The following is a 23,870-nucleotide window of genomic DNA, read 5'->3' as shown; positions in this document are numbered from 1 at the left end:
TACCGATCTTAGTCTAGCCCCAGCTCGCGCTTGAGCAGGTTGATCGACTTTTCGCCGATGTAGTTGTCGCAGACCACCAGCTTGGGCGGGCGAATCAAGTCTTCACGGGCTTCGGCGATCGCCTCCTTCACCGTGGGCAAGCTGGCCTCGTCAAATACCACAATGGTCTGGGCGCTGTGGATCACAGCGTTGAGCTTGTAGGGGTCATCGGTTTGGGCCGCCATCAGCAAAATCTCGTCGCCCCGCAGGCTGTAGCTAATCACTTCCGCCGCCCGCAAAATGCCGGTGCTGACGCTGACCATGCCCAGACAGGTGCCCTTGGGCAGATCCTTCAGCAGGCCCAGCTCTTTTTTGTAGTCGTAGATATCGACCGGAATCACCCGCACCGACTTGGGCGCGGCGATCGCCTCAGCTTCACTAATAAAATAGCGGCTGGTGACCACCGTGCCCGAGCGGGTCTGGGCCAAAACGGTGTCGAGTTCTTCGAGGGGCACCAGCTGCACCGGAATGTGCAGAGCACTCTCTAGCTCGCGCACCATCAGCTGCCCAGCCCCAATGTCTTGACCGGGGGCAGTGACTAACACCCGAGCACTACAGCGCAGCCGCCAGTCGATCTCCGCTAAAAATAGCTCTCTAGCCTGGTTGAGGGAGCAGCCCTGGCGCAGCAGCTCATCGAGCCCCGTCTCAACTACGTCGCGGGCCTGGGGAAACTCAGCCCACAGCACCGTTTGGGGGCGAGCGCTGTCAGTGCTGTTTTGCTCGCGCACGTAGATGCCAGAACCGGGCATAGCCTCGACCACCCCGGCGTCTTCGAGCTGGCGGTAGACCTTGCTGATGGTGTTGCGGTGTAAGCCCGTCTGCATGGCTAGCTGCCGGGTGCTGGGCAGCCGATAGCCGGGCGGATATTGCCGGGATGCGATCGCAAACCAAATCTGGTCATAGAGCTGGGTCGACGCCGGAATCTCGCTATCGGGCTGAATGTGAAACTGCACCACCAAACCACCTCCAGGTTGTCTACAGACAACACAATTTCAACAAACTCAGATTAGATACACCGGCCATACTGCTAATTTAGGACGAATCTTAGAAAAGTCGCCGGGTTCTGGTCGGCCACCCCGCCCCCCGCAATGATTTTTGACAATTGTAGATCCCCTGACTCAGGCCCAGCGCTAAGGTAGGAGTGTTCAGTATAAACAACTCGCGATGACATCCCTCGTGCGAACCGAAACCATCCCTATCTCCAGCGGCGACGCCGAGATTTTGGCCTACCTGGCCGAGCCTTCTCGACCGGGGCGATTTGCAGCCGTGGTGGTGATTCAGGAAGTGTTTGGCGTCAACAGCCACATCCGCGAGGTGGCGGAGAGGCTGGCGGGGGCGGGCTACGTGGCGATCGCCCCCCACATTTACCACCGCCAGGCCCCCGGCTTTGAGGTGGGCTACACCGCCGAAGATCTGGAGCTGGGCCGTACCTACAAGCAGGGCACCAAGGCCACAGAATTATTGGCGGATGTACAGGGGGCGATCGCCTATCTCTACAGCAAAGACAATGTCATTCCCGAAGGTGTCGGCTGCATCGGCTTTTGCTTTGGCGGCCATGTTGCCTATCTAGCCGCCACCCTGCCCGAGGTCAACGCCACCGCATCGTTCTATGGGGCGGGCATTGCCACTCTGACACCCGGCGGCGGTGCCCCCACCCTCAGCCGCACCCCAGAGATTAAAGGCAGCCTCTACGGCTTCTTCGGCGAAAAGGATACCCTGATCTCATCTGAGGAAGTGGACCAAATCAAAGCGGCGCTGGCAGAACACGGCGTACCCCACCAAATCTTTCGCTATCCCGATGCCGAGCACGGCTTTTTCTGCGATCAGCGCTACAGCTATAACCCTGAGGCCGCCCGCGATGCCTGGGATCAGGTGCTGCAACTGTTTAAGACCACGCTACCCGGTGCACCATAGAGGCACCGCTAAAAACGGCTTGTGGCAGGGCTTTAGCTCATCAGCTAGGATGCCCAGCGACAGTTTATCAGGGAGGAGTTGCACCTCCTTACTGCTTATAGTCCGCCTCTTGTTTATCTAGCGTGAGAAACAGTGCTTCCGCACTCAAGGCTAGATCGTCGTCAGTCAAGGATGGAAAGTCCCAATTGACTAGCCGCTTTAAGATTGCCTGGGCAATTTCGATTTGCTCAGTGCCTACTTAAACCTTAGCACAGGCGCTGTGCAGGCTTATTGGCTGGTTAGCCCCCATCCGTTGATACCAATGCCAAAAAATCTATGGCTTTTACAATTTCAATATCTTGGTAGTTAATTAACGACAAAAGATGTTTGTCTCCTGTAACAATATGAGTAGCGCCACTGAGTAAGGCACACTCCACAACCATGTCGTCATCTGGGTCATTGGGTACGACTCTGAGTGTCTTTGAAATCTCCACCACACGAGAAAAGCTTCTTACTTCACTCGCAGCCACTTGAGCCATTGCTTCGGAAAACTTGAATTTATTTACCAGCTTTCCCAAAAACTCATCCAGAATGTCTTGACAGGTTACCGATTCAACCTGTCCTATTTTTGCCGCTGCCAGGCATCGAAAGGGAGTGCCAGTGCTGGATAGCAAGGCAGAAATCAAAATATTGGTGTCAAAGACCGCAACGTACTGCATTACTCTTCATGCACTAAGTCATCTATAAAAGCTTCGCGCTCTTCTTCCGTCATGGCATCCCAATTAAGGCCATGCTCTTGAGCGACTATTTTGACTCTCTCAGCTCCGTAGCTAGAGAGCGAGTCCCACGTACTCCATTGCTGGAGGATTAGGTATTTGAACAATTCTGCCTGCTGCTGTTGAGGAAGTTGCTTGAAAAGTTCAATAACTTGCTCGTTGCTGAGGGTTAGGGTTGCCATTTTGTTCAGCCTACTTTGCATAGATATTGTGGTGAATTATCTGCCATACGCGGCGCAAGGTTACTATAATCTTGCCCAGTCTGCCGCTGAAGAATGCTGAGATATCAGTATCGAAAAGGTATTTCATTACTCTTCGTCTGATTCCAGCACAGACTCATCGCCCGCACGAATAGTTCTTCCATAAGCGAGAATTTTGTCAAAGGTAGGATCGTCTTTGAAGGAACCAGTAATTTGTTCAAGCCAATTAGCTGGCTCAGGAATTGCAACTTGCCTCTGCAATTCGCTAATTGCCTCCTCCACAGCTGATATACGTTCTTCTAAAGAGATATTGGTTGTCATTGGAATTTCCTTATTTCAGGAGAAAAATGTGAGAGTTTGTAAATATGTTTGTTAAGCATCTAAAGGCAATATCTTCTCTTTAAGCTTATTCAATCTTTCTACAGCCTCTTCTTGCCTACACTTGTCAACATAAAGTCGCTCAGCAACATAATGAATAAGATCTAATAAGTTTTCTGCATCTTGAGATTTTACTGTTCTGGAGAATGTGCAATGAGCTGAATGAGCCCCCTCATTCCCAAGCTCTCTAATTCCTTGGATGACAGCAAATAGGTCATCCGACATCTTTTCTTTTTTAAATAATTGAGAAAGTCTGTCTTGAAGATTTATGAAATGTTCTCTGCCTTTGCTATTTACAGACTTTTCTGGAATTCCGAAATCATTACATATTTCTTCTAGCGCTGCTCTACATAAAATAAAGCTTGCACGCGGAGATTTAAATAAAACAGCCTGAGCTTGGTTAACTACATCGGCTATAGCCTGTGGTATTGCTGGATGAAGTCGTTTAAAGGGGGCATGCAGAACAGAGCGTTTGTAGCCACGATAAAGCTTCCACTCCGGAGTGTCTTGATAATCTTCGTCTAGGTTTTCATTGCCGGGAGAATAGTAGCAAATTAGTGTTATTTCATGACACGCAGGACACTTGTATAGATTAAAAATCTCAAGGCAATATTCACCTGATTCACCATAGTCAACACGATGCTTGAAATCGGTCTCACATATCATGAGACTTCCGCAATTACAAAATTCTCTTCCAATTTCATGTTCAAACATATAGCGCTGATGCCCATTGCTGGGTATGGGCAGATAACTATATCTTAGCCTGGCTACTTGTACGTGCTGGGCTAAGCGATTGAGCCTAGTGCTGAGAATTCGCAAGCACCTCACAGTGAAGTGGTAGCAGCATTACATCCCCACGTACTCCTGGAGGGACTTCACTTGGAGGGGGTGCTGTTGCAAGGAGCCGATCGCAGCCGTAGTCGCCTTTGCCCCAGCGATGGTAGTAATAATCGGCACCTTGTACGCCAGGGCCGTGCGGCGAATCGAGCGATCGTCCTCGATCGCAGTGCTGCCAGCAGGAGTGTTGATAATTAACTGAATTTCGTTGTTTTTGATCGCGTCTTCGATGTTGGGGCGGCCCTCGTGCACCTTGAGAATCAGTCCAACGGTGAGCCCCTCGTCCATCAGGGCGGCGCGGGTGCCGGAGGTGGCGATCAGCTTCAGGCCCATGTCGGCCAGTTCCTTGGCGACGGGGATGACCGCAGCCTTGTCGCGATCGTTCATGGAGATAAACACAGTGCCCGTGAGGGGGATTTTTTGGTTGGCCCCCAGGGCGGCTTTGGCGAAGGCCTTGCCAAAGTCGGCGTCGATGCCCATGACCTCGCCAGTGGAGCGCATTTCGGGGCCGAGCAGGGCGTCGGTACCGGCAAACTTGTCAAAGGGCAGCACGGCTTCTTTAACTGAGACGTGGTGGGGAATGACTTCTTCGGTGAAGCCTAGCTCGGCCAGGGTTTTGCCCGACATCACCCGCACGGCGATCTTGGCGAGGGGATGGCCGATCGCCTTCGAGACAAAGGGCACCGTGCGCGAGGCGCGGGGGTTGGCCTCGATGATATAGACCTGGTCGCCCTTGACGGCGAACTGAATGTTCATCAGGCCGATCACCTTGAGGCGCTTGGCCAGCTTGGTTGTCCAGTCGCGGATGGTGGCGAGGGCGGCGGGGGGCAGGGTCATGGTGGGCAGCGAGCAGGCCGAGTCGCCGGAGTGAATGCCCGCCTGCTCGATGTGCTCCATAATGCCGCCGATGACGACCTGGCCGGTGTGGTCGGCGATCGCATCCACATCCACCTCGATCGCATTCTCCAAAAACTTGTCGATCAAAATTGGATGGTCGGGCTCCACATGCACCGCGTAGGTCATGTAGCGCTCTAGATCGGTGTCGGAGTAGACGATTTCCATGGCGCGGCCACCGAGCACGTAGCTGGGGCGCACCACCACGGGATAGTCGATCTGCTGGGCCACCTTGAGGGCGTCGTTGTAGCTGCGGGCCATGCCGTTGGGGGGCTGCTTGATATCTAGCTCGCGCAGAATGGCCTCAAAGCGCTCGCGGTCTTCGGCGGTGTCGATGGAGTCGGGCGAAGTACCCCAGATTTTGGTCGGCGGGTGGATGGGTGGGTGGGCGGCGGGGTCGGCGGCGGGCAGGGAGGAGAGGTACTGCTGGAGGGGAACGGCCAGCTTCAGGGGGGTTTGGCCGCCAAACTGGATGATGATACCGACCGGGTTTTCGGCTTCGATGATGTTGAGCACGTCTTCTTTGGTCAGGGGCTCAAAGTAGAGGCGATCGCTGGTGTCATAATCCGTAGACACCGTCTCGGGGTTGGAATTGACCATGATCGTCTCGTAGCCGTCGTCGCGCAGGGCGAACGAGGCGTGGCAGCAGCAGTAGTCAAACTCAATGCCCTGCCCAATGCGGTTGGGGCCGCCGCCGAGGATCATCACCTTGGGGCGATCGCTGGGCAGCACCTCGGTTTCGTCTTCGTAGGTGGAGTAGTAGTAGGGGGTAAAGGCCTCAAACTCAGCAGCGCAGGTGTCTACGGTTTTGTACACCGGAATCACGCCCAGCTCTTTGCGGTACTGGCGCACGGTGTCTTCGTGGGTGCCGGTGGCGTAGGCGATCTGGCGATCGCTAAAGCCCTGGCGCTTCACCGCCCGCATGTGGTCGTAGGTGAGTTCGGTCAGCTTGGTGCGCTTGAGAAATTTCTCGGTCTTGAGCAGGCCGCAGAGCTGGTTGAGAAACCAGGGGTCGATAGCGGTGAGGTCGTAGATATCGTTGACCGACAGGCCCAGCTGCATGGCGTGGCGCAGGTCAAAGATGCGCTCGGGGTTGGGGGTGCGCAGCTTGGGGCGAATTTCGTTAAGGCTGGGCAGCTTTTCGGCGCGATCGCAGCCCCAACCCGCTCGGCCAGTCTCCAGCGATCGCAGTGCCTTTTGAAACGACTCCTGGAAGGTGCGGCCAATCGCCATCGCCTCACCCACCGACTTCATCTGGGTGGTCAACGTGGTGGAAGTGCCGGGGAATTTCTCAAAGGCAAACCGGGGAATTTTGGTCACCACGTAGTCGATGGTGGGCTCAAAGCTAGCCGGGGTTTTTTTGGTAATGTCGTTGGAAATTTCGTTGAGGGTGTAGCCCACCGCCAGCTTGGCGGCAAATTTTGCGATCGGAAAGCCCGTCGCCTTCGACGCCAGCGCCGAGCTGCGCGACACCCGGGGGTTCATCTCGATGACGATAAACTCGCCATTGTCGGGGTTGACCGCAAACTGAATGTTGGAGCCGCCCGTCTCTACCCCAATCTCGCGGATGATCTTGACCGAGGCATCGCGCAGGCGCTGGTACTCTTTGTCAGTCAGGGTTTGGGCCGGGGCCACGGTGATCGAGTCGCCCGTGTGCACGCCCATGGGGTCGAGGTTTTCAATCGAGCAGATGATCACCACGTTGTCGGCCAGGTCGCGCATCACCTCCAGCTCGTACTCCTTCCAGCCCAGCAGCGACTGCTCGACTAGAATCTGCGACACCGGGCTGGCGTCGAGGCCCGAGCGGGCAATCATCTCAAATTCTTCTTGGTTGTAGGCGATGCCGCCGCCCGTACCGCCCATGGTGTAGGCCGGGCGAATGATCAGCGGAAAAGTGCCAATCTGCTGGGCGATCTCCTTGGCCTCATCCATGGTTTCCGCTAACCCCGAGGGGCACACGGGCACCTCAATGCGGGCCATGGCTTCTTTAAATAACTTGCGATCTTCCGCCATTTCAATGGCTTCGAGCTTGGCCCCAATCAGCTCAACCCCGTAGCGCTCTAGCACGCCGGTTTTGGCCAGAGTCACCGCCAGATTCAGCGCCGTTTGGCCGCCCATGGTGGGCAGACAGACATCGGGACGCTCCCGCTCGATCACTCGCTCTACGATCTCGGGGGTGAGCGGTTCTATATAGGTGCGGTCAGCGGTCTCCGGGTCGGTCATGATGGTGGCCGGGTTGGAGTTGATCAGCACCACCTCGTAGCCCTCTTCCCGCAGGGCTTTGCACGCCTGGGTACCCGAGTAGTCGAACTCGCAGGCCTGACCAATGACAATCGGGCCAGAGCCGATCAGCAGAATCTTTTTGATGTCATTACGGCGGGGCATAAGCTGCACGGGTGCGTAGGAAAAATCCAAATCATTCTAAGGGCTAATTGCCAGATTCGTTTGCTTAGCTTGCAGCATTCCGGCGGGATTCGTGAGGGCTGCGGGCCAATGTCAGCGTTTAGTGAATTTAAGCAAAACTTCCGCACGATTACTGAGGGATTTTGGGGGCAAAAAGTACCCGCACGGGTAATGCGATCGCCCCTACCCCCTTGCCATCATGGGGCCATCCACTGAGTTGAACTACACGAGGTAGGCCATGACACGCCACGGTCAAATGTATCTCAGAGACGCTGCTGCCCCCCGCTTTCGGGTTCCGGCTCGGGGCCGCTTCGGCAGAATGTTTCGCTGCACGCGCCCCTTTGCCCAAGACACCCCCGCTATTCGCAATGCCCTAATGGAGCTGGGCAAAGCCGAGGGAATTATGGATCCTGGCCCCGCCAGCAACCCCGATAACCCCGCGATTCCAGCCGGGTTTACCTTCTTGGGCCAGTTCATCGACCACGACCTCACCTTCGACCCCACCTCCAGCCTAGAGCGCCAGTCTGACCCCGAGGCGATCGAAAACTTCCGCACGCCGTCATTTGAGCTCGATAGCGTCTACGGCGCTGGCCCCACCGCTAGCCCCTTTCTCTACGACAGCAGCCCCGAAAACCGAGGCAAGCTGCTGATCGACGGCGATCGCCCCCACGACCTGCCCCGCAACAGCCAGGGCACCGCACTGCTGGGCGACCCCCGCAACGACGAAAACCTGATTGTGTCGCAGCTGCACCTGGCCTTCGTCAAGTTCCACAACGCCATGATCGACAAGCTCAAGGCCGAGGGCGTTAACCCCAGCCAGCTATTCGACGAGGCCCAAAAGCTGGTGCGCTGGCACTACCAGTGGATTGTGCTGCACGAGTTTCTGCCACTGCTGGTGGGGCAAACTACCGTAGATACGGTGCTGAACCGGGGCCGTCGCTTCTACAGTACCCGCTGGCGGCGCGAGCCCTACATTCCGGTGGAGTTCTCGGTGGCGGCCTACCGCTTTGGCCACAGCCAGGTGCGCGGCGGCTACCGCATCAACCAAAACTTCGCGGCGGCCATCTTTGCGGCCCCCGGCTCGGGCGGCAACGACCTGTCGAGCGGCAAACCGCTGCCCCCTGAGCGGGTGATGGACTGGCGCAACTTCTTCAAGCTGAATGACACCGACACCCCCCAGCTCAGCCAGCGCATCGATGCCACCATCTCGCGCCCCCTGTTTCAGCTGCCGTTTATTCCACCCAATATGGCGTCGAACCCGGCCTCGCTGGCCCAGCGCAACCTGCTGCGCCACCTGACCTTTGGGCTACCCTCGGGTCAAACCGTCGCCCGCCGCATGGGCATTGCGCCCCTGACCGGAGCTGACCTGGCGGATGTGGCGGCAGTTAGCACCGAGCTGGCCAACAGTACCCCCCTGTGGTTCTACGTACTGCGGGAGGCCGACAAGCGCGCCGATGGCCAATCGCTCGGCCCTGTGGGCGGTCGCATTGTGGCGGAGGTGTTTATCGGTCTGCTGCAATCTGACGAGCTGTCGTTCCTATGTCAGGAGCCCAACTGGACGCCCAGACTGGGAACCGGCGGCGACTTCAAGATGGCCGATCTGCTGAAGTTTGCCGGGGTCGGGGAAGCGCCTGAGCTGCCTCCTCAGCCAGCTGATGCTCCGGTTCCCATCCCTCAACCCGCTGAGGTGAGCGCTAGCTAAAGCCCGATAATCGGTGTCTGGCCTGTAGGGGCGCAGCATGCTGCGCCCCTACAGGCGTTCTGGGGGGCAGGGGCTGGCCGATCGCTGGGGGCTGAGCCGACGCAAAGTACTGAGGTAGTCTTCGAGTTCGCCAAACTCGGTTGGGTTGAGGCTGTAGTAAATCCAGCGGCCATCCTGGCGGGCGGAGATTAGCCTGGCTTCCCGCAGGGTTTTGAGGTGAAAGGAGAGTTTTGACTGGGCGATATCCATGCGATCGCGCAGGTCGCACACGCACATCTCCTGCGATCGCAGCAGCTCAATCACCTCCAGCCGCAGCGGGTCAGACAGCGCCTTAAACTTGGCCAGGGTAGCGGTAGACGAAGCGGTTTGCAGAGCTGGCGACATGGTTGTGGGCTTTACAAGGATTGGCTTCTAGCGTAGCAGAGCTGATAGAACTGTTATGGGATAGGCGCACGGCTCTGCAGTCACCAATGGCAACCAGGCGCACTAGCTTTTGGCTGCGACGGGCAGGATAAATTCGTAAGTCATAGGAGTTCACCTTCGGCAAAAAAACGGGAACTCGCCTAGCATCCCGTAGGGTGCTGAACCGAAGGCTAGAACTACAATAAGTCTAGCCATTGCGGCTTAAATAGCTTAAGTCGGGATGATAGGAGACTTGAGGAGCACTACCACCTCTTTTCCCCGCCTAGAACCATTCCTTGCAAGTTGCAACGTACTAGAGTTGTCCCCAAAATTCAATCAATATGGTTGAACTTGTAAAATGAAGCTGATCAATTACGTTATCCACACGGGCAGGCATTAACGATCACAAAATATTTCCTTCATCGACCGAATCTCATTTCTTCTCACATGAAACTAAATTTGAATTCATATGGAATTAGAGTTGATTGACTTTCATGTTCCTTCAGGCATGGTTCCCGAAAAGATAGTTCATATCAAGGGGCAGTCTATCTTCTTGTTTCCTTCAAAAAAGAAAACACTTCTACTTGGTGAACAGATCTCTGCAACCTCTCTGGGGATAATTATTTATGGCCCCAAGGATTCTTTGTCTTCAGATTTAATAGGTCAAAAGCTAAACGACATTGCGGCAATACTGGGAATTTGTTCAGGCAGCGCTGAGCTTTACTTGTGGCTTCAAAATAATTGGCTTGACAAAAGCCGATCAAGGCAAAGGCTCTTCCATACAGACAATATAAGTAAATTCATGAAAGAGTATGACGATGTAGATATTCAAATTGACACTTCGGAATCACCTTTTCCTATTTTTGCTAGCTTTAGAAATGCACGCGTGCCTCAACCTTTTCATGTGGATGTTGTTGTTGACGTATGCAAATCTTTGTCTTCTTTTATGAGGCTCAAAGAACAAGATCCATTGAAATCTCAAATCAAGCTCTTCTCCTTTGCGTTATGCTCTACTCAATTGCTTAGTCAGATATATAACAATGACAATCTCAGACTAAGTCTTATCTGGGCCGTTCTTGAGACTCAAATGGCTCCTGCAACAACCAAGATCAAGGGGAAAAAGTGCAAGAACTGCGGAAATATTGAAGATATTGAGGTATCAAGCGATTCTAAGCGAATTGAAAAATTTCTTAATGAATTTGATTTGCCGCCGGATCTCTATCAGCTTATGCAAGAGTTTTTGAAGGGTTTGCGCAAAAGCATCAGAAACTCCTTTTTTCATGGTGGAAAATGGACCAGCAAGATGGATGCCGTCAATAAAATGATCGCGGCAAATGGCAGTACCTCTTTTAACCTTGAGGCCGATGTAAGACATGGTGAGGGACGTTTTATAGCTATCTTTTTATTGGAGTTTTTGCTAAGAATAAATTTCTTCAAGAAGTTGAAGAGCCTTAAAAAAGTGGGTTAGTTCTTGAGGGTTTTGTAAGTTCGTGGAGCACGTTGTTCGATTACTTCAGTTTATGGGGCGCTTTTTGTCAGCCATCAACACTTTTCTGCCATATAGTCTTATGTCCTATCTATAAAATGCTGACTTACCTAAGCTGAACGCTTTGTCATTGTGTTAAGCAGTGCCTCTGAGGTGGTGGCAGCGAGACAATCTATTACAACAGCAATGACGCATATTGCCACTGTGAATTTCTGCATAAGATGCGATTCATCATGCCGTGTGCATCTTAAATGCCTACCTGAGAAAGCTGGATGATATGATAAAACCCGCTTTCTTACCCCCCGGTTCGTTCCATTGACCCAGGCTTTTTCCTTTAGCTGCGACGCTCGCTGTAGCCACACCCAGGCGCGGGCGGGCACTTTTACCACCCCCCACGGCTCCGTGCACACGCCTCGGTTTATGCCCGTTGGCACCCTGGCCAACGTCAAAACCGTCACCCCCGCCCAGCTGGCCACCACTGGGGCGCAGATGGTGCTCTCCAACACCTACCACCTGCACCTGCAACCGGGCGAAGACATTGTGGCCGAGGCGGGCGGCTTGCACCGTTTCATGGGCTGGGACGGCCCCATGCTGACCGATTCCGGCGGCTTTCAAGTGTTTAGCCTCAGCCAGATGCGCACGATTACTGAAGACGGCGTCACCTTCAAATCCCCCAAGGATGGCCGTATTATCAATATCCGCCCCGAAACCTCGATTCAGATCCAGAACGATCTGGGGGCCGATGTGATTATGGCCTTTGACGAGTGCCCGCCCTACCCGTGCAGCCGCGAGACGATCAAAGCCTCCACCGATCGCACCTGGCGCTGGCTCCAGCGCTGCGTCGAGGCCCATAAACGGCCCGACCAGGCGCTGTTTGGCATTGTGCAGGGGGGCGTCTACCCCGACTTGCGCACCGAGGCCGCGCAGCAGTTGGCGACATTGGATCTGCCGGGCTATGCGATCGGCGGGGTCAGCGTGGGCGAACCGCCGGAGCTGATCGAAACTATTGTGAAGGCCACCGCCCCCTGCCTGCCCGAGCACAAGCCCCGCTACCTGATGGGGGTGGGCACCTATCGGGAAATGGCCCAGGCGATCGCCGCTGGGGTAGACCTGTTCGACTGTGTCATACCCACCCGGCTGGCCCGCCACGGGGCGGCGCTGGTGGCGGGCGACCGCTGGAACCTCAAAAACCAGCGCTTTCGCCGCGACTACACCCCCATCGACGACACCTGCCCCTGCTACACCTGCCAAAACTTTAGCCGCGCCTACCTTTGCCACCTGATCCACGCCAAGGAGATGCTGGCCTTCACCCTGATCTCAATCCACAACATTACCGAGCTGGTGCGCTTTACCCAGCGGATCCGGGAGGCGATTTTGGGCGATCGCTTCACCACAGAATTTGCCCACTGGTTAGCGCCAAACGCGATCGCAGCCAACCTAGACGCCCCCCCGCCATGATAAAATGCGAAGAAAATTTACCAATTCTCAGATTTCAGCCAGGGCGCTCAGGGTAAGGCTCGGCCAAGATCAGAGGTTGGTTTCGGCTGTGTAACGAGAGGATAATCATTAATGGAAGTCGCAATGCTGCTGGCCAAACTGCCCGAGGCCTACTCCCTGTTCGACCCCCTGGTAGACGTGCTGCCCATCATCCCCGTATTTTTCCTGCTACTGGCCTTCGTGTGGCAGGCTTCCGTCGGCTTTAAGTAAAAATTCATATTCAGCTCAAACAGAAACCTCGGCACCTCTCAAAGTGTCGGGGTTTCTGTTTGCCCTAGCCCTCAGCTCCTAGCACCGGCTTAGAAGAATATCGATGGCGATCTTCCCACTCTTTCTCAATCTGATGCCTGATCCTAAGGGCCTTCCACTGCGGTAGAGCCAGATTATGGTGGAGCCGATCCAAATGGTTAAGCGCTCGCCTATCCAGCACAACCGTAGAAAAAGCCTCCGCAGCCTCTGCTCCGCTGGTCATCTTAGTCTGATGAGCAAATAACTGCCTGACCGCCGCTGTATATCGGCTATAGGGTTGCTGGGCAGCGTCTTGTATGCGCTTAGTGCTCTCCCGAGTCAGTTGCAAATGCTGCCTCAAAGCATCAAGGTAGATTTGGCTAATTTCATCGAGTTGTCCATCATTACTCTCAAGGCAATAGCGCACCTCATGTCGATAGTATGCTTGTCGCGATGCCTCATCATCTGACTGGCTCAACAACTTTTCTGGCAAAGCCAAAACAGTCCCATCAATCATCCGATTCAATTCACGAATCAGTCTTGGCATGTCCTCATTAAATGCCTCAGAGCTAAAGTGAAATCCATTACGATAGGTCAGCGCCTTTAGCCCATCTGGCAGTAGATCTGCCCGAGGCATGTCGATCCCGTCAATTAGCAATGGCACAACCTTAGTAAGGTTATTGGCCAATGCCTCTTCCAACTCCATTCTCACCCAGTCATTAGGCTGTTCCCAGCTATCAGGCCCAAAACCAAATGAGGTAATTCTGCTGAGCCAGCCTGAGGCAATTACAGGCAGCACAACCGCGCACTGACTGAGCATGTCCCTAATATAATCTCGAATATCTGCCCCCTTAGGGATACTTTTCTCATCCAAGAAAATAGTATCGCTACCATAGGCTTCAGCCAGGCTGTTGTGAATATTACGGGTAATGGGTGTGCTATCGAAACGGCGGTAAGAAAGAAAGATTAGCGGCATAGCTCATTCCTGATCTGACTAAGCTACCCTTATTAAATATCAGCTTCGTGGCGATGGAACCCTAAATTCAAGCAGCGCTGATATACTTAGCCAGCGCTCCCTTACAATCAGCCGAAATGGCCAAAAATCTCACCTTGGATAACGGTTTTCGGCTCTCGGTTAAATCCCTGGAGCACAATGCAGAACCCAAGATTATCCACGCAGCAATTCAAGAGCTTTGCAGCAGTATCACCCGGCTCAGTGGCCTGGAGCATACAGCCTTTGTTTTTTTCCCACAGCCGAAACGCCAGCCCCCCGGTGCAGGCAAACCACCTACCAATACCCCTGAGCCAGAGCTTTATGGCGCTCTCCGGTTTGAAGCTCCCCTCAGCAAATTTAGAGTGGTGCTACGGCGGGTAGGCGACTGGCTAGACCGCACTAAGCAAACCAGCCTGTTTGCTATTGAAATGCCGCCCGCTCACACCATGACCTTGCAAACCAACCAGGCCAAAGCACTGGCTCAGCTGCTTACCCTGGGGGAAGCGCTGCTGCCTCCCCAAACCCTCTATCTCACCCAGGCCGAAAGCTACGTTTATACCTTTGGCGAAATCACTCCAGCGGCCCGCGCCAATCTATTGCTAGTGCGCCACCAGGTAGGCATTTCTGACGACCAAGCCAATGACCTTAACGCTAGAGCCATGGGACCCTTTAAAACCCTGAGCGAAAAATACCAGCACTTTCGCAAAGAGCTGCTGGCCTGCAAAGAAGAAATCACCCTAGACGAAGACTTTTGGCAGGTCATGCAAGACAAGGCCATCACCATGAGCCTGCCCAAAGCCGATGCCGAATTTCTCAAGGACGAGCGGCTGCGCACCCTGCGCACGGAGATCGAGCGAACTCGTCAGCAGGCCGAGGCAGATGCTGAGACTGAGCGCCAGCACCAGCGTCGGCAGCAGCAGCGCCTACTTGACTACCGCCAAACCTTCGAAGCCCTGGTGCTAGATACACTAAACCCCGACAGCCTGGGGCAAGATGCCGACAGCTTCCGTCAGCAGGTGTTAACCCAGCTCTCGGCCTCCGAGTTTAATCGAGGTCGCCTCATCCATGGGCGAGAGTTTTATCAACTCAGCCAGCAGGAGGCCGACGCCCTGGAGAAAACCGTTTTAGATGAGCTGTATTCCCTATCTGGCTTACTATTGAGCTTTATTTCGTACCTTACTTACTATAAGGTGTCTGCGGCTAGGACTTAATTTAGGGGCGGCTGTGAGGTGCAGGCTTGGCGCAAACTATTACATTTTTAATCAAGATCGTCGAGACAGATCTCAAAAGTGACGAGGTGGTCACCGAGGTTCGCTATCTCATTGACGACCTGCTTGACCTAGATGGCATGGGCCAAACGCGGTTTGAGAAGGTTCCAGAGGTTAGAGATGTCGCTGAAATTAGCGTTGGAGTGCAGTTTGATGCTGAGTCAGACCTGCTCGGCTCAATTTTGCGGCGGCTGCGCGATCGCCTCTATTACAATCCCATCGAAACCTATATTCGACTAAGGCTGGCCGATATCAACTTACAAGTTCAAACTCATCAAGCCGACGATCTCACCGGCCTGATGGCCGTTGCCCAGAGCGGCGTGCTGTTTTCTCCAGAGTGTGACTACCTGATCGAGGCTGAAACTTACAGTCGCAGCCAGGGCGAGCTGTCGCCCACCGAACTCGACAATCTCAACCTGCTGCGTCAGCGCCTGGGACTCTCGGTGGAACTGGCTGAAGTGCTCAACGCCAGAGCCGCTGGCCCCTACCGCACCCGTGCCGAAAAATGCCGCCACTTTGAAGAGATCACCTCGGCAGAGTTTAGTCGCTTGCGTACTTTGGGGGAAGGGCCACCCTTTGCCCCTAAAGCTCTCTGGCCAGTGTTGCAAGAGTTAGCTGAAAACTTGGGTCTGCCAACCCCCGAGGCCGAGGCCATTTACCAAAAGCACCAGCAGAGCTACGACGATGACATCAAGCTCAAAACCAATCAGAATGCCGCCAAGACTGCCGAAGATGCTCGCCTAGCCGCCGAGGCAAAGGCCGAAGGCGACCGCCAAAAGCAGGCCCAGCAGGCCCGAGAGCACCTAGAGCAGTACCTAGCGCTCTGTCGCCAGACCATGGCCAGCAGCCTGTACCCCTCCGAGTTTGACCAGGGACGTCTAGACCAGGCCCGCCGCCTGCGAGATATCTCCACCAATGAAGCGCTCGCCCTGGAGGCGACCGTGCGCAATGAGCTGTATGGCAGCATTGAGTCTGCCGCCGGAGTTGACTACAGCCGCCTGCGCGACCTGCTGCACCAGCAGGCCTGGCAAGAGGCCGACATGGAAACTGAAGCCGTCCTCCTCAAGGCCCTCGACCGCGACATGCAACCCATCACCGCCACCACCGTACAGCGGATACCTGCCGTCGATCTAGCCACCATCGATGCCCTCTGGAGCCGCTACAGCAATAAGCGCTTTGGGTTTAAGGCGCAGCAGCAGGTGCACCGAGCCCAGCAGCAAGTGCAGCAGGACGATCGCCAGCAGTGGCTGGCCTTTCAGCAAGCCCTCGGCTGGCGCGAGCCGCCCTCGCTGTTTTACCAGGGCTACCGGCCCTACCATGACCTCAATTTCAACCTCGAAGCGCCCCTGGGCCACCTGCCGACCTGGCGCTGGTGCTGCCCGAGTCTGAGCGATCGCTACCGCCTAAGCCTAGATGTCATGGCGGCGGTGATCCACCATCTGAACGAATGCATGCCTTTAACTGCGGCGGCAACTCCAGCCGTTGACCCCGCCGCCCCAACTGTGATCGCCGGAGGGCCAACCCGTGCTGTCTAACCGCTCTAACAACCGTGCCTCTAACAGCTCCGCCTTTCACAGCAGTTTAGACGAGAGCCTGGGCGAACTCAGCCTGCTGCTCGACGAACAAGACTGGGAAGAGGCCGATCGGCTGACGGCAGATTTGCTACTCGACGCCGTAGTGCAGGGCCAAAGCGGTGAACCAGCCCTGCTGCAGGAAACTGCACCAAGCCACCTGACCACCGAAGCCCTGGCCGCTTTGCCCTGCCAACTGCTGCACGCCCTTGACGATCGCTGGCAGAGAGCCAGCGGCGGGCACTTTGGCTTTTCGGCCCAGCTTCAGATCTATGCCGCCACCCTAGAAACCATCGACTTTGACCCCGCCCTGCGCAACTGGTCTACCCCTCATCCTTTTTTTGAAGAAGTGGGGTGGCTGATGCTGTTTCCCCTGCGGCCCATCGGGTTTTTGCGGTTTTACACCTGGCTAGACTTTGACCTTGAAGCCCCCAGAGGGCACCTCCCCGCCCTGTGGTACTGGCGGGTGCCGCGCATCGCCTCGCTGCAAATGGGCGGCTTGTTGACCGGCCAGGGAGGGGCTTTTGGCGATCTGGCCCGACTCGATGCCATGATGCTGCGGCTGTCGCGCTGCCACCAGCTCGGCGGCTAAAAGCGATTTCTAGAAAAGAAGATCCCTGCTTTATCGAGCGACTGTAGCCACCGTAGGGTGGGCACTACCCACCATTAGGGAGAAAGTTTTCCAGAAGTCGCCCAAAGTCAGAAGAACCGTGGACAGACTCAAGTGATGTCGTTAGTCCAAGGCAGTAGGCTGTTGGGGCTGCACCTGAATGGTGACCTCAGCCAGGTAGGGCAGTTGCTGGTGCAGGTGAGTCCTGAGATGGGATGCGATCGCATCCCCCGCCGCCACCGACAAATCGGGCTCCACCCCCAGACTCACCTCGCCATACAGCCGATGGCCCAGCCATCGCGCTTTCACCTGAGTCACCGTAGCGGCAGCATCCTCAACGCCATGCTCCACTTCATGGCGCAGGCGATCGCCCGTCGCGGGCTCTACCCCGTCGAGCAAGCGGGTAAACACCGTCTGGGTCGATTGCCACACCACCCGCAACAGCACTAGGGTAATCACCAGGCCCATCACCGGGTCGGCCCAGGGATAGCCCAGCCCCACACCCAGGGCACTCACCAGCACCGCCAGGCTCACCAGGCCATCAGCCCGCGCGTGCAGCCCATCGGCCACCAGGGCGGCGCTGTTAATTGCCCGTCCCACCCGCAGCCGAAACAGGGCCACAACTTCATTGCCAATGAAACCGATGACCGCCGCCACCGCCAGTGCCCCCAGATGATCCAGCGGTTGGGGATGCTGTAGCCGCTCAATCGACTCATAGCCGGTGATTAGGGCGCTCAAGAAAATCACCGCCACGATCGCCACCCCGGCCAAATCCTCCGCTCGTCCATAGCCGTAGGCAAAGCGGGGCGAGGGTTTGGCCCGCGCCAGCAAAAACGCCACCCCCAGCGGCACCGAGGTCATGGCATCGCCCACGTTGTGAATTAGATCGGCCATCAAGGCAACGCTGCCGGAGAGGGCAAAGACAACCGCTTGGGCGATCGCCGTAATCACCAGCCCCACAAACGACCATTTCACCGCCCAGAGCCCCCGCTCCGAGGCCGCAATTTCAGGATCCACAGCGCCGTGGGTGTGGCTGTGCCCATGCCCATGATGGTGATCATGGCCGTGGGAATGCTTGTGGCCGTGGGGATGCTCGGGTTCGACCGTGGTTGCCAGGGCGATTTCCCCAGGAATCGCTTCGCGAAGCGCGCCCTCGACCGCATCAGAATTGGGAACTTGAGAAGCCGGGTTAGGCATAGTGAGCAACAGCGCTACTGAAGCGTTATGGTACCTGCTTAAAACCGAGTCTTGCTACCGCAAGGCCGCAGCCTTAAGCCTAGTCCGTCGGCAAAAATTCTGCTTTAAAACGACAAAGCCAGGGAGGCATGGGTTGCCTCCCCGACTTTTAGCTAGCCCTGAACTAGAGGACTGCGACGATTAACCGCGATCGGACTTCTTCACCAGGTGGGCTTCTAGGAACCACAGACGCATGTCAATGGTGCGAGAGATTTCGGTGTAGAGGTCGGCGGTGTCGGCATCGCCCAGCTCATCGGTGGTGTCGATGGCTTCGCGCACGTGCTTGCCGTAGGCAGCAAAACGCTCAGCCAGGGCGTTGACGTGCTCAGCGCCTTCCACAGCATCAATCGGATACTCGGGCAAAATCGACTCGCTGGCGGCGATGCGGGCGGTGCCCATGGCAGTACCACCCAGGGCGGTAACGCGCTCGGCCACCATATCGACGTAGCCTTCTAGCTCACCGGCCAGCTCGTCAAACAGCTCGTGCAGCTGGTAGAAGTCCATGCCCTTGACATTCCAGTGGGCTTGCTTGGTCTGGGTTTTGAGGTCGAGGGTGGCGGCCAGGGTTTGGTTTAGCACGTCACAAACCTGCGATCGCACCTCAGCCGTCATATCAATGCGAGTGGGATAAAACCCGCGTTTGGTCTTATTTTTCTCAGCGGTTGCAACCATATGGCCTCTCTTTGTTTCTGTCAATCGAATGGATAACCAACAAACCTGTGCTTTTGCCGTCGGGCCTAATCTTGAAATCGTACCACTAGGGCCTAGGCTTCTCTAAATCATACTCGTTATGACTTCGACTTGCAATCTTTTAGCTATGGTTTATGGTTTGCAAGGGCTTCAGCCGGGTTCAGGCCCTGGGGCTGCCCATTGCTAAGGCCTGCCGGGCATTTGTAGCCATCAGAACACAGCCTAACTGTATCGCTGCGATCGCGCCGCAGCCTGTACCCCAGGGCAGAGTCGGCGGTTCATTCATAAGCGGTTAGGAAAGCATGACAGGACTACTGGCCAAACTCCAGCCGCACCTGTTCGACCAAATCTGCCGTCACGGCTTCGGCCTCGGTTTCGCGAGCCACATCTTCAATGCGCTTGCGGGCCTGGGCGCGCACAAAAAACGGAATATTTTTGAGCTTGGCCTGGGCATCAGCCGTCCAGGGAAGACCGTTAACCATTAGCGAAATCTGCTCCCAATTGCAACGAATGCCCTAATCCTATAGGTCACTTCGGGTTCAATGTAAGGTTTTTGCCAAGGTGTAACGTTCCGTCAGGAATTACCCCGCCAATCGGCGTAGATTACGGTGTCGGTTAGCGATCGCCTCCCTCAGCCCCACCCCATAGACTCGGGCCGCCCTCAAAGCGCCGCCCAGCCCCCGGAACTCCAGCCATTGTTCTAAAGTCTTGGCGGTGTGGGAATACTGAAACCAGGTTGGCAAATGGCCTATCGGCACAAGTTTAGTACACGTTACTAGAGCACGTCATGGTAGCAACACCCCACTACAGCAAAAACGAAGCCTCCGCCCGGCCCGATCGAGAGTTCAGTCTCCCCCTTGGGGATGAGGATGAGGGGGCATCCCTGTCTCTCAAAGGTTTCTCCGCTGCCGACGACGAGGGCGACTTTGAAGCCGATGCCGCCGAGGTATTAAAGGGCCGTCGCACCACTGACCTAGTGCGCCTCTACCTGCAAGAAATTGGCCGAGTGCGCCTGCTAGAGCGCCACGAAGAGGTCTCTGAGGCCCAGTGCGTTCAGGGCTACATGCAGCTTTTGGTCGATCTCAACCAGGCGGCAGAGAAAACCGGCGGCATTTTGGCCACCTACAGCAAACTGCTGCAAACCCGCGATCGCCTGTCTTCCCAACTGGGCTATCGCCCTTCCCTAGAGCGCTGGGCCGCCGAGGCCGAAGTGCCCATTGCTGAACTCAAGCCCACCCTGGCCGAAGGTAAGCGCGCCTGGGCCGCCCTCACTGCCATCACCGTGCCCGAGCTAGAGAAAGCGATCTCCGAAGGCATTCGTGCCAAAGAGCACATGATCAAGGCCAACCTGCGCCTGGTGGTGTCGGTGGCTAAAAAGTACCAAAACCGGGGCCTAGAACTGCTCGACCTCATCCAAGAAGGCACCCTGGGCCTAGAGCGGGCCGTCGAAAAGTTTGACCCCACAAAGGGCTACCGCTTTAGCACCTACGCCTACTGGTGGATTCGCCAAGGCATTACCCGCGCGATCGCCACCCAGAGCCGTACCATTCGCCTGCCTGTCCACATCACCGAAAAGCTCAACAAAATCAAAAAGGCCCAGCGCAAGCTCTCCCAGGAGAAAGGCCGCACCCCCTCAATTGAAGACATCGCCCGCGAGCTTGACATGACCGCCGCCCAGGTGCGCGAAGTGCTGCTGCGCGTTCCCCGCGCCGTTTCGCTCGAAACCAAGGTGGGCAAAGACCGCGACACCGAGCTGGGCGACCTGCTCGAAACCGACTGCATGTCGCCCGAAGACATGCTGATTCGTGAGTCGCTGCGCCGCGACCTGCAACAGCTGATGGCCGACCTCACCACCCGTGAGCAAGACGTGATCAACATGCGCTTTGGCCTGGGCGATGGCACCCCCTACTCCCTAGCTGAGATTGGCCGCGCCCTAGAGCTTTCCCGCGAGCGAGTGCGCCAGATTGAGTCTAAAGCGCTACAAAAGCTGCGCCAGCCCAAACGCCGCAATCGCGTCCGCGACTACCTTGAAGCGCTGAACTAGAGACCCTGCATAGCTACCTCAATCCCCTTGTTTTTTAGAAAGCAGGGGGCTTTTTCTTGGGTATTGCCGTGCCTAACTTACTTAAGCCAATGTCTGGAGATATTGCTCAAACTCTCGCAGGGCGACGCTAGACCCTGCTGCCCAGGCTCGCTCAACATACTGGGGCAGCAGAGCTTTCACATCTACGGTGGGGAATGTAAGGCTGGTGGGGCGATCGCCGTAGCCCGATTCGGTTAAGACATAGAGATTTAGCTGTCCCTGGCGATAGATCCAGACCTCTGGCACCGCCAGCAGTTGATACACCTCTAGCTCAGTCGAAGAGGTGAGATCGACTTCGATCGCTAAGTCTGGTGGAGGGTCGATCGATAAGTCAATGCGCTCTTTACCTAAAACCGCCTGCCAGTTTTGGATGTAGAAGCAGGCGTCGGGTTCGGCTCCGGCTTGCCGCAGGCGTTTGAGGGTAACGGGGTCGAAGCCATGCCAATCTCGATTTTGATGTCGTAAGAGCGCCGTTACCAGGTCAGCTAGGGTGCGGCTGCGATTGCCGTGGCCTGCCATGGGAGCCATAAGCGAAATCTGTTGGGTGTGGGCGTTGAAGCGAATTTTGATGGCGGCATCGTCGCGGCGGCTGGCTAGCAGGGTCTCGTAGTCGTCCCAGGTTTGGTAGTGCAGGGTAACGGTGCTGCCGGGGGGTAGCTGAATGCGCTCTGGGCTGACGGTGAGCATGGTGCTTTGGGTTGGTTGGGCGGGGGATGGTGCGATCGTAGTTCAAGATTAAAGCGCTTGCTCCATTAAAGACGCCAAGCGCTTTAATCTTGCCTACTAACAACAAGGAAAGAAACCGGGTTTTGGGAACTGTAAATCAGTTTGTGTTAGAGGGCAAAATAAGTTTTAGAGTTGAGGCAATCGCGCTTAAAAATGACCCAGATAATTTGTTTTTGTCGTTGTTGAAATTATTTAGCCCTAAACAATTAATCAAAATTCTAATAATTTTCTGAGGTCTATTGGGCCTATCTTTAGCTAGTCTAAAAACTGCTTAACAGTATAGCAAGCCAGGAGTAAAGTGAAATCTTAGGTGTCCTCGTGAAGCCAATTTTCAGGCTTCTAGTGGTTGTACCAGTACAATATCATATTCATTTAGATCACTAGATACAAAAAGTTGCGGTGTATTCTCTTCAGGGATGTTATGAAGCATCAAAGCGACCTTAGCTTGTCCAAATGCTTCACCAACGCTCTTACCAAAACCAATTGCAGAATACAACTGTGCGGCAAATACTCTTGCTGCTTCATCTCCTATAGAGTTTCCCATACCTATGGCAGCAGATATATGATCGGTTACATCATTGGCTTGATTTTCCGAAAAGCATGTATTGAAGACAATAAGCTGTATATTGCTTGAAACGACTTTAAACAGTTCTACCAAAGTTTCTTTGCTGACAATCTGAGAATTGCCTACATCGTCCTGCAAAACTAATTCATCGTGGTTTGAACCATGTCCGCTGAAATGCACAATTGTTGGCTTGTATTCGTTAATAGCCTGCAACAAATCAGTGGGTCTGGTTGCCCAAATAGATTCCAAATTGATTGATTCTCTGTAATCAGACTCTCTAATTTTCTTCTGAATTTCTCGAATTTCTTCATCCAATCTCAACTGCGTCTGATCATTAGGGTTTGACGCTATGAATAGGACAGTAATTTTCTCTGGAAGATCCTCAAACTTTATTATGATTGGTGAAGCAGACATGCGGCTATGAAGATGAGACTGCCGTTCAATCTCCCTCGTCACCTCGCGAGATTGCCGGAGCATGACATCTCTCCTGCGTTTCTCATCTTGATCCTTTTTCCGTTGAGATTGAGCCTCTGCTTTATCAAGCTCATTTAGCTTTCGTAATATTTCAGTATCTTTGCTTGCCATCTTACTTGCGAGGTTGGCAGCTTTCTTTTGATATTCTGATAATTGCCTTTCCTTAGTCTCAATTTGACGCTGTTTTGATTGCAGCATTGATGGGGAAGTATTGCGAGTAATTGATCTTGTGATTTGGTTGATCTCTGCCTGCTTCTTTCGTACATTATTTTGCTCACAGGTCAAAGAGGCTCCCAATCGAGCTTTTTCTTTCTGAAGCTGAGATACTTGATTTCTAAGCGACTCGACTGACACTTATTTTCCTCCTATTGAACCTAACTCTTCATTAGAGAGAAGCTTTCTGTCTGCTATCCCCGCATGGCGAATTGAGTGGAAATCTGATTGCCTAATACCCCTGTAGTGATGATTGGGTGGAAATCTATCAGTTTAATATCCACATACAGCATATTAAACAAGGGAATTTGGTATAACCACCCCTCTGTTGTAGGCTGCAATTTTTCAACTTCCTTTACTAGTCGGTTCTCCTCCACGGTTGACGGGGAGCGTCTGTACCAGTACTCTTTTACGTTAAGCCGTTCAACCCGACCGGCGACCACACAGAACTCGAAAACTTTGGCGCTGCCTGCCGGTGGTGGAACACCGACAGACAGTTGCCTAAGCGAAGGGGTTACCCCCTCCGCTCGGCTTCAAAACCGTGCGTGAGACTTTCACCTCACACGGCTCCTCAACAAGTGAGTCGTTGTCATTCGTACGGAACGAGCGGTGACGACCTGCCCCATGTGCCTGGTCGTGGCAGTGACGGTGCAGCACTTGGAGATTATCCAGACGGTCGTCTTGATGACACCCGTTAATGTGGTG

At 54.8% G+C, this 23,870-nt stretch carries 23 protein-coding genes; 9 read left to right on the top strand and 14 right to left on the bottom strand.

Going from position 1 to position 23,870, the window contains the following annotated elements; genetic code table 11:
* Positions 1-8 precede the first annotated feature (8 nt).
* On the bottom strand, positions 9-995 hold the full coding sequence (locus VB780_RS21920; protein ID WP_323353314.1) for a GntR family transcriptional regulator: 987 nt from the start codon (positions 993-995) through the stop codon (positions 9-11).
* 208 nt (positions 996-1,203) lie between these two features.
* Here VB780_RS21920 and VB780_RS21915 point away from each other — a divergent pair, with 208 nt between their 5' ends.
* The gene (locus tag VB780_RS21915; protein ID WP_323353313.1) at positions 1,204-1,953 is read left to right on the top strand and encodes a dienelactone hydrolase family protein; all 750 of its coding nucleotides are present in this window, start codon (positions 1,204-1,206) and stop codon (positions 1,951-1,953) included.
* Positions 1,954-2,231: 278 nt separating this feature from the next.
* Here the strand turns inward: VB780_RS21915 and VB780_RS21910 are convergent, their stop codons facing one another.
* From VB780_RS21910 to carB, 5 genes are all read right to left on the bottom strand, one after another.
* Positions 2,232-2,651 carry a putative toxin-antitoxin system toxin component, PIN family gene (locus VB780_RS21910; RefSeq protein WP_323353312.1) on the bottom strand — a complete coding sequence of 140 codons (420 nt, stop codon included), beginning with the start codon at positions 2,649-2,651 and terminating at the stop codon, positions 2,232-2,234.
* Complete coding sequence (locus VB780_RS21905; RefSeq protein WP_323353311.1) at positions 2,651-2,890, bottom strand: hypothetical protein; 240 nt, start codon at positions 2,888-2,890, stop codon at positions 2,651-2,653. Before VB780_RS21905 ends, VB780_RS21910 begins: the two co-directional genes overlap by 1 nt.
* Positions 2,891-3,016: 126 nt before the next feature.
* On the bottom strand, positions 3,017-3,229 hold the full coding sequence (locus VB780_RS21900; RefSeq protein WP_323353310.1) for a hypothetical protein: 213 nt from the start codon (positions 3,227-3,229) through the stop codon (positions 3,017-3,019).
* A 51-nt stretch (positions 3,230-3,280) separates the two neighbouring features.
* Positions 3,281-4,000, bottom strand: a complete 720-nt coding sequence (locus VB780_RS21895) for a DUF4145 domain-containing protein (protein WP_323353309.1) — start codon at positions 3,998-4,000, stop codon at positions 3,281-3,283.
* Between the two features lie 132 nt (positions 4,001-4,132).
* On the bottom strand, positions 4,133-7,402 hold the full coding sequence (carB, locus tag VB780_RS21890; protein ID WP_323353308.1) for a carbamoyl-phosphate synthase large subunit: 3,270 nt from the start codon (positions 7,400-7,402) through the stop codon (positions 4,133-4,135).
* Between the two features lie 256 nt (positions 7,403-7,658).
* Between carB and VB780_RS21885 the strand changes: the two genes are divergently transcribed.
* Complete coding sequence (locus VB780_RS21885; protein WP_323353307.1) at positions 7,659-9,122, top strand: heme peroxidase family protein; 1,464 nt, start codon at positions 7,659-7,661, stop codon at positions 9,120-9,122.
* A 48-nt stretch (positions 9,123-9,170) separates the two neighbouring features.
* Here the strand turns inward: VB780_RS21885 and VB780_RS21880 are convergent, their stop codons facing one another.
* Positions 9,171-9,506, bottom strand: a complete 336-nt coding sequence (locus tag VB780_RS21880) for a metalloregulator ArsR/SmtB family transcription factor (protein ID WP_323353306.1) — start codon at positions 9,504-9,506, stop codon at positions 9,171-9,173.
* 487 nt (positions 9,507-9,993) lie between these two features.
* On the opposite strand from VB780_RS21880, the gene VB780_RS21875 reads away from it, so the two are divergent.
* The 3 genes from VB780_RS21875 to VB780_RS21865 all read left to right on the top strand — a co-directional run bounded on the left by VB780_RS21875 (position 9,994) and on the right by VB780_RS21865 (position 12,717).
* Positions 9,994-10,992, top strand: a complete 999-nt coding sequence (locus VB780_RS21875; protein ID WP_323353305.1) for a hypothetical protein — start codon at positions 9,994-9,996, stop codon at positions 10,990-10,992.
* Positions 10,993-11,325: 333 nt separating this feature from the next.
* On the top strand, positions 11,326-12,468 hold the full coding sequence (gene tgt, locus VB780_RS21870; RefSeq protein ID WP_323353304.1) for a tRNA guanosine(34) transglycosylase Tgt: 1,143 nt from the start codon (positions 11,326-11,328) through the stop codon (positions 12,466-12,468).
* 111 nt (positions 12,469-12,579) lie between these two features.
* On the top strand, positions 12,580-12,717 hold the full coding sequence (locus VB780_RS21865; protein ID WP_017299971.1) for a photosystem II reaction center protein K: 138 nt from the start codon (positions 12,580-12,582) through the stop codon (positions 12,715-12,717).
* Between the two features lie 64 nt (positions 12,718-12,781).
* Here the strand turns inward: VB780_RS21865 and VB780_RS21860 are convergent, their stop codons facing one another.
* A complete protein-coding gene (locus VB780_RS21860; protein WP_323353303.1) occupies positions 12,782-13,711 on the bottom strand; it encodes a toll/interleukin-1 receptor domain-containing protein in 930 nt (309 codons plus the stop codon).
* Between the two features lie 134 nt (positions 13,712-13,845).
* On the opposite strand from VB780_RS21860, the gene VB780_RS21855 reads away from it, so the two are divergent.
* Genes VB780_RS21855 through VB780_RS21845 form a run of 3 tightly spaced genes read left to right on the top strand, consistent with a single transcriptional unit; the run spans position 13,846 to position 17,160 of the window.
* Positions 13,846-14,940 (top strand): hypothetical protein, encoded by a 1,095-nt coding sequence (locus tag VB780_RS21855; RefSeq protein WP_323353302.1) that lies wholly within the window; start codon positions 13,846-13,848, stop codon positions 14,938-14,940.
* A gap of 26 nt (positions 14,941-14,966) precedes the next feature.
* Positions 14,967-16,532, top strand: a complete 1,566-nt coding sequence (locus VB780_RS21850) for a GUN4 domain-containing protein (protein ID WP_323353301.1) — start codon at positions 14,967-14,969, stop codon at positions 16,530-16,532.
* Complete coding sequence (locus tag VB780_RS21845) at positions 16,522-17,160, top strand: GUN4 domain-containing protein (protein ID WP_323353300.1); 639 nt, start codon at positions 16,522-16,524, stop codon at positions 17,158-17,160. Before VB780_RS21850 ends, VB780_RS21845 begins: the two co-directional genes overlap by 11 nt.
* Before the next feature lie 141 nt (positions 17,161-17,301).
* Here the strand turns inward: VB780_RS21845 and VB780_RS21840 are convergent, their stop codons facing one another.
* The 4 genes from VB780_RS21840 to VB780_RS21825 all read right to left on the bottom strand — a co-directional run bounded on the left by VB780_RS21840 (position 17,302) and on the right by VB780_RS21825 (position 19,847).
* Entirely contained in the window at positions 17,302-18,375 is a 1,074-nt protein-coding gene (locus VB780_RS21840; RefSeq protein WP_323353299.1) for a cation diffusion facilitator family transporter, read from the bottom strand.
* 180 nt (positions 18,376-18,555) lie between these two features.
* Positions 18,556-19,086, bottom strand: a complete 531-nt coding sequence (gene dps, locus VB780_RS21835) for a DNA starvation/stationary phase protection protein Dps (RefSeq protein WP_323353298.1) — start codon at positions 19,084-19,086, stop codon at positions 18,556-18,558.
* A 329-nt stretch (positions 19,087-19,415) separates the two neighbouring features.
* A complete protein-coding gene (locus VB780_RS21830) occupies positions 19,416-19,586 on the bottom strand; it encodes a PCP reductase family protein (RefSeq protein WP_073608637.1) in 171 nt (56 codons plus the stop codon).
* Between the two features lie 99 nt (positions 19,587-19,685).
* Positions 19,686-19,847: a hypothetical protein gene (locus tag VB780_RS21825; RefSeq protein WP_323353297.1), complete on the bottom strand. Its 162-nt coding sequence runs from the start codon at positions 19,845-19,847 to the stop codon at positions 19,686-19,688.
* 44 nt (positions 19,848-19,891) lie between these two features.
* Here VB780_RS21825 and sigC point away from each other — a divergent pair, with 44 nt between their 5' ends.
* Positions 19,892-21,148 carry an RNA polymerase sigma factor SigC gene (gene sigC, locus VB780_RS21820; protein WP_323353296.1) on the top strand — a complete coding sequence of 419 codons (1,257 nt, stop codon included), beginning with the start codon at positions 19,892-19,894 and terminating at the stop codon, positions 21,146-21,148.
* 81 nt (positions 21,149-21,229) lie between these two features.
* Here the strand turns inward: sigC and VB780_RS21815 are convergent, their stop codons facing one another.
* On the bottom strand, positions 21,230-21,874 hold the full coding sequence (locus VB780_RS21815) for a Uma2 family endonuclease (protein WP_323353295.1): 645 nt from the start codon (positions 21,872-21,874) through the stop codon (positions 21,230-21,232).
* Between the two features lie 370 nt (positions 21,875-22,244).
* Positions 22,245-23,306: a CHAT domain-containing protein gene (locus VB780_RS21810; protein ID WP_323353294.1), complete on the bottom strand. Its 1,062-nt coding sequence runs from the start codon at positions 23,304-23,306 to the stop codon at positions 22,245-22,247.
* Positions 23,307-23,870 lie beyond the last annotated feature (564 nt).

It is taken from the genome of Leptolyngbya sp. CCNP1308, from assembly GCF_034932455.1.
In the GTDB taxonomy this organism is placed as follows: Bacteria; Cyanobacteriota; Cyanobacteriia; order Phormidesmidales; family Phormidesmidaceae; genus Nodosilinea.
This window is presented reverse-complemented; position numbering and strand designations above follow the sequence as displayed.

Excerpts from the sequence above, each read along its gene's own strand:
- VB780_RS21915 (WP_323353313.1), top strand. The coding sequence starts at position 1,204 with ATGACATCCCTCGTGCGAACCGAAACCATCCCTATCTCCAGCGGCGAC.
- VB780_RS21910 (WP_323353312.1), bottom strand. The coding sequence starts at position 2,651 with ATGCAGTACGTTGCGGTCTTTGACACCAATATTTTGATTTCTGCCTTG.
- VB780_RS21905 (WP_323353311.1), bottom strand. The coding sequence starts at position 2,890 with ATGGCAACCCTAACCCTCAGCAACGAGCAAGTTATTGAACTTTTCAAG.
- VB780_RS21900 (WP_323353310.1), bottom strand. The coding sequence starts at position 3,229 with ATGACAACCAATATCTCTTTAGAAGAACGTATATCAGCTGTGGAGGAG.
- VB780_RS21895 (WP_323353309.1), bottom strand. The coding sequence starts at position 4,000 with ATGTTTGAACATGAAATTGGAAGAGAATTTTGTAATTGCGGAAGTCTC.
- carB (WP_323353308.1), bottom strand. The coding sequence starts at position 7,402 with ATGCCCCGCCGTAATGACATCAAAAAGATTCTGCTGATCGGCTCTGGC.
- VB780_RS21885 (WP_323353307.1), top strand. The coding sequence starts at position 7,659 with ATGACACGCCACGGTCAAATGTATCTCAGAGACGCTGCTGCCCCCCGC.
- VB780_RS21880 (WP_323353306.1), bottom strand. The coding sequence starts at position 9,506 with ATGTCGCCAGCTCTGCAAACCGCTTCGTCTACCGCTACCCTGGCCAAG.
- VB780_RS21875 (WP_323353305.1), top strand. The coding sequence starts at position 9,994 with ATGGAATTAGAGTTGATTGACTTTCATGTTCCTTCAGGCATGGTTCCC.
- VB780_RS21865 (WP_017299971.1), top strand. The coding sequence starts at position 12,580 with ATGGAAGTCGCAATGCTGCTGGCCAAACTGCCCGAGGCCTACTCCCTG.
- VB780_RS21860 (WP_323353303.1), bottom strand. The coding sequence starts at position 13,711 with ATGCCGCTAATCTTTCTTTCTTACCGCCGTTTCGATAGCACACCCATT.
- VB780_RS21840 (WP_323353299.1), bottom strand. The coding sequence starts at position 18,375 with ATGCCTAACCCGGCTTCTCAAGTTCCCAATTCTGATGCGGTCGAGGGC.
- dps (WP_323353298.1), bottom strand. The coding sequence starts at position 19,086 with ATGGTTGCAACCGCTGAGAAAAATAAGACCAAACGCGGGTTTTATCCC.
- VB780_RS21830 (WP_073608637.1), bottom strand. The coding sequence starts at position 19,586 with ATGGTTAACGGTCTTCCCTGGACGGCTGATGCCCAGGCCAAGCTCAAA.
- sigC (WP_323353296.1), top strand. The coding sequence starts at position 19,892 with ATGGTAGCAACACCCCACTACAGCAAAAACGAAGCCTCCGCCCGGCCC.
- VB780_RS21815 (WP_323353295.1), bottom strand. The coding sequence starts at position 21,874 with ATGCTCACCGTCAGCCCAGAGCGCATTCAGCTACCCCCCGGCAGCACC.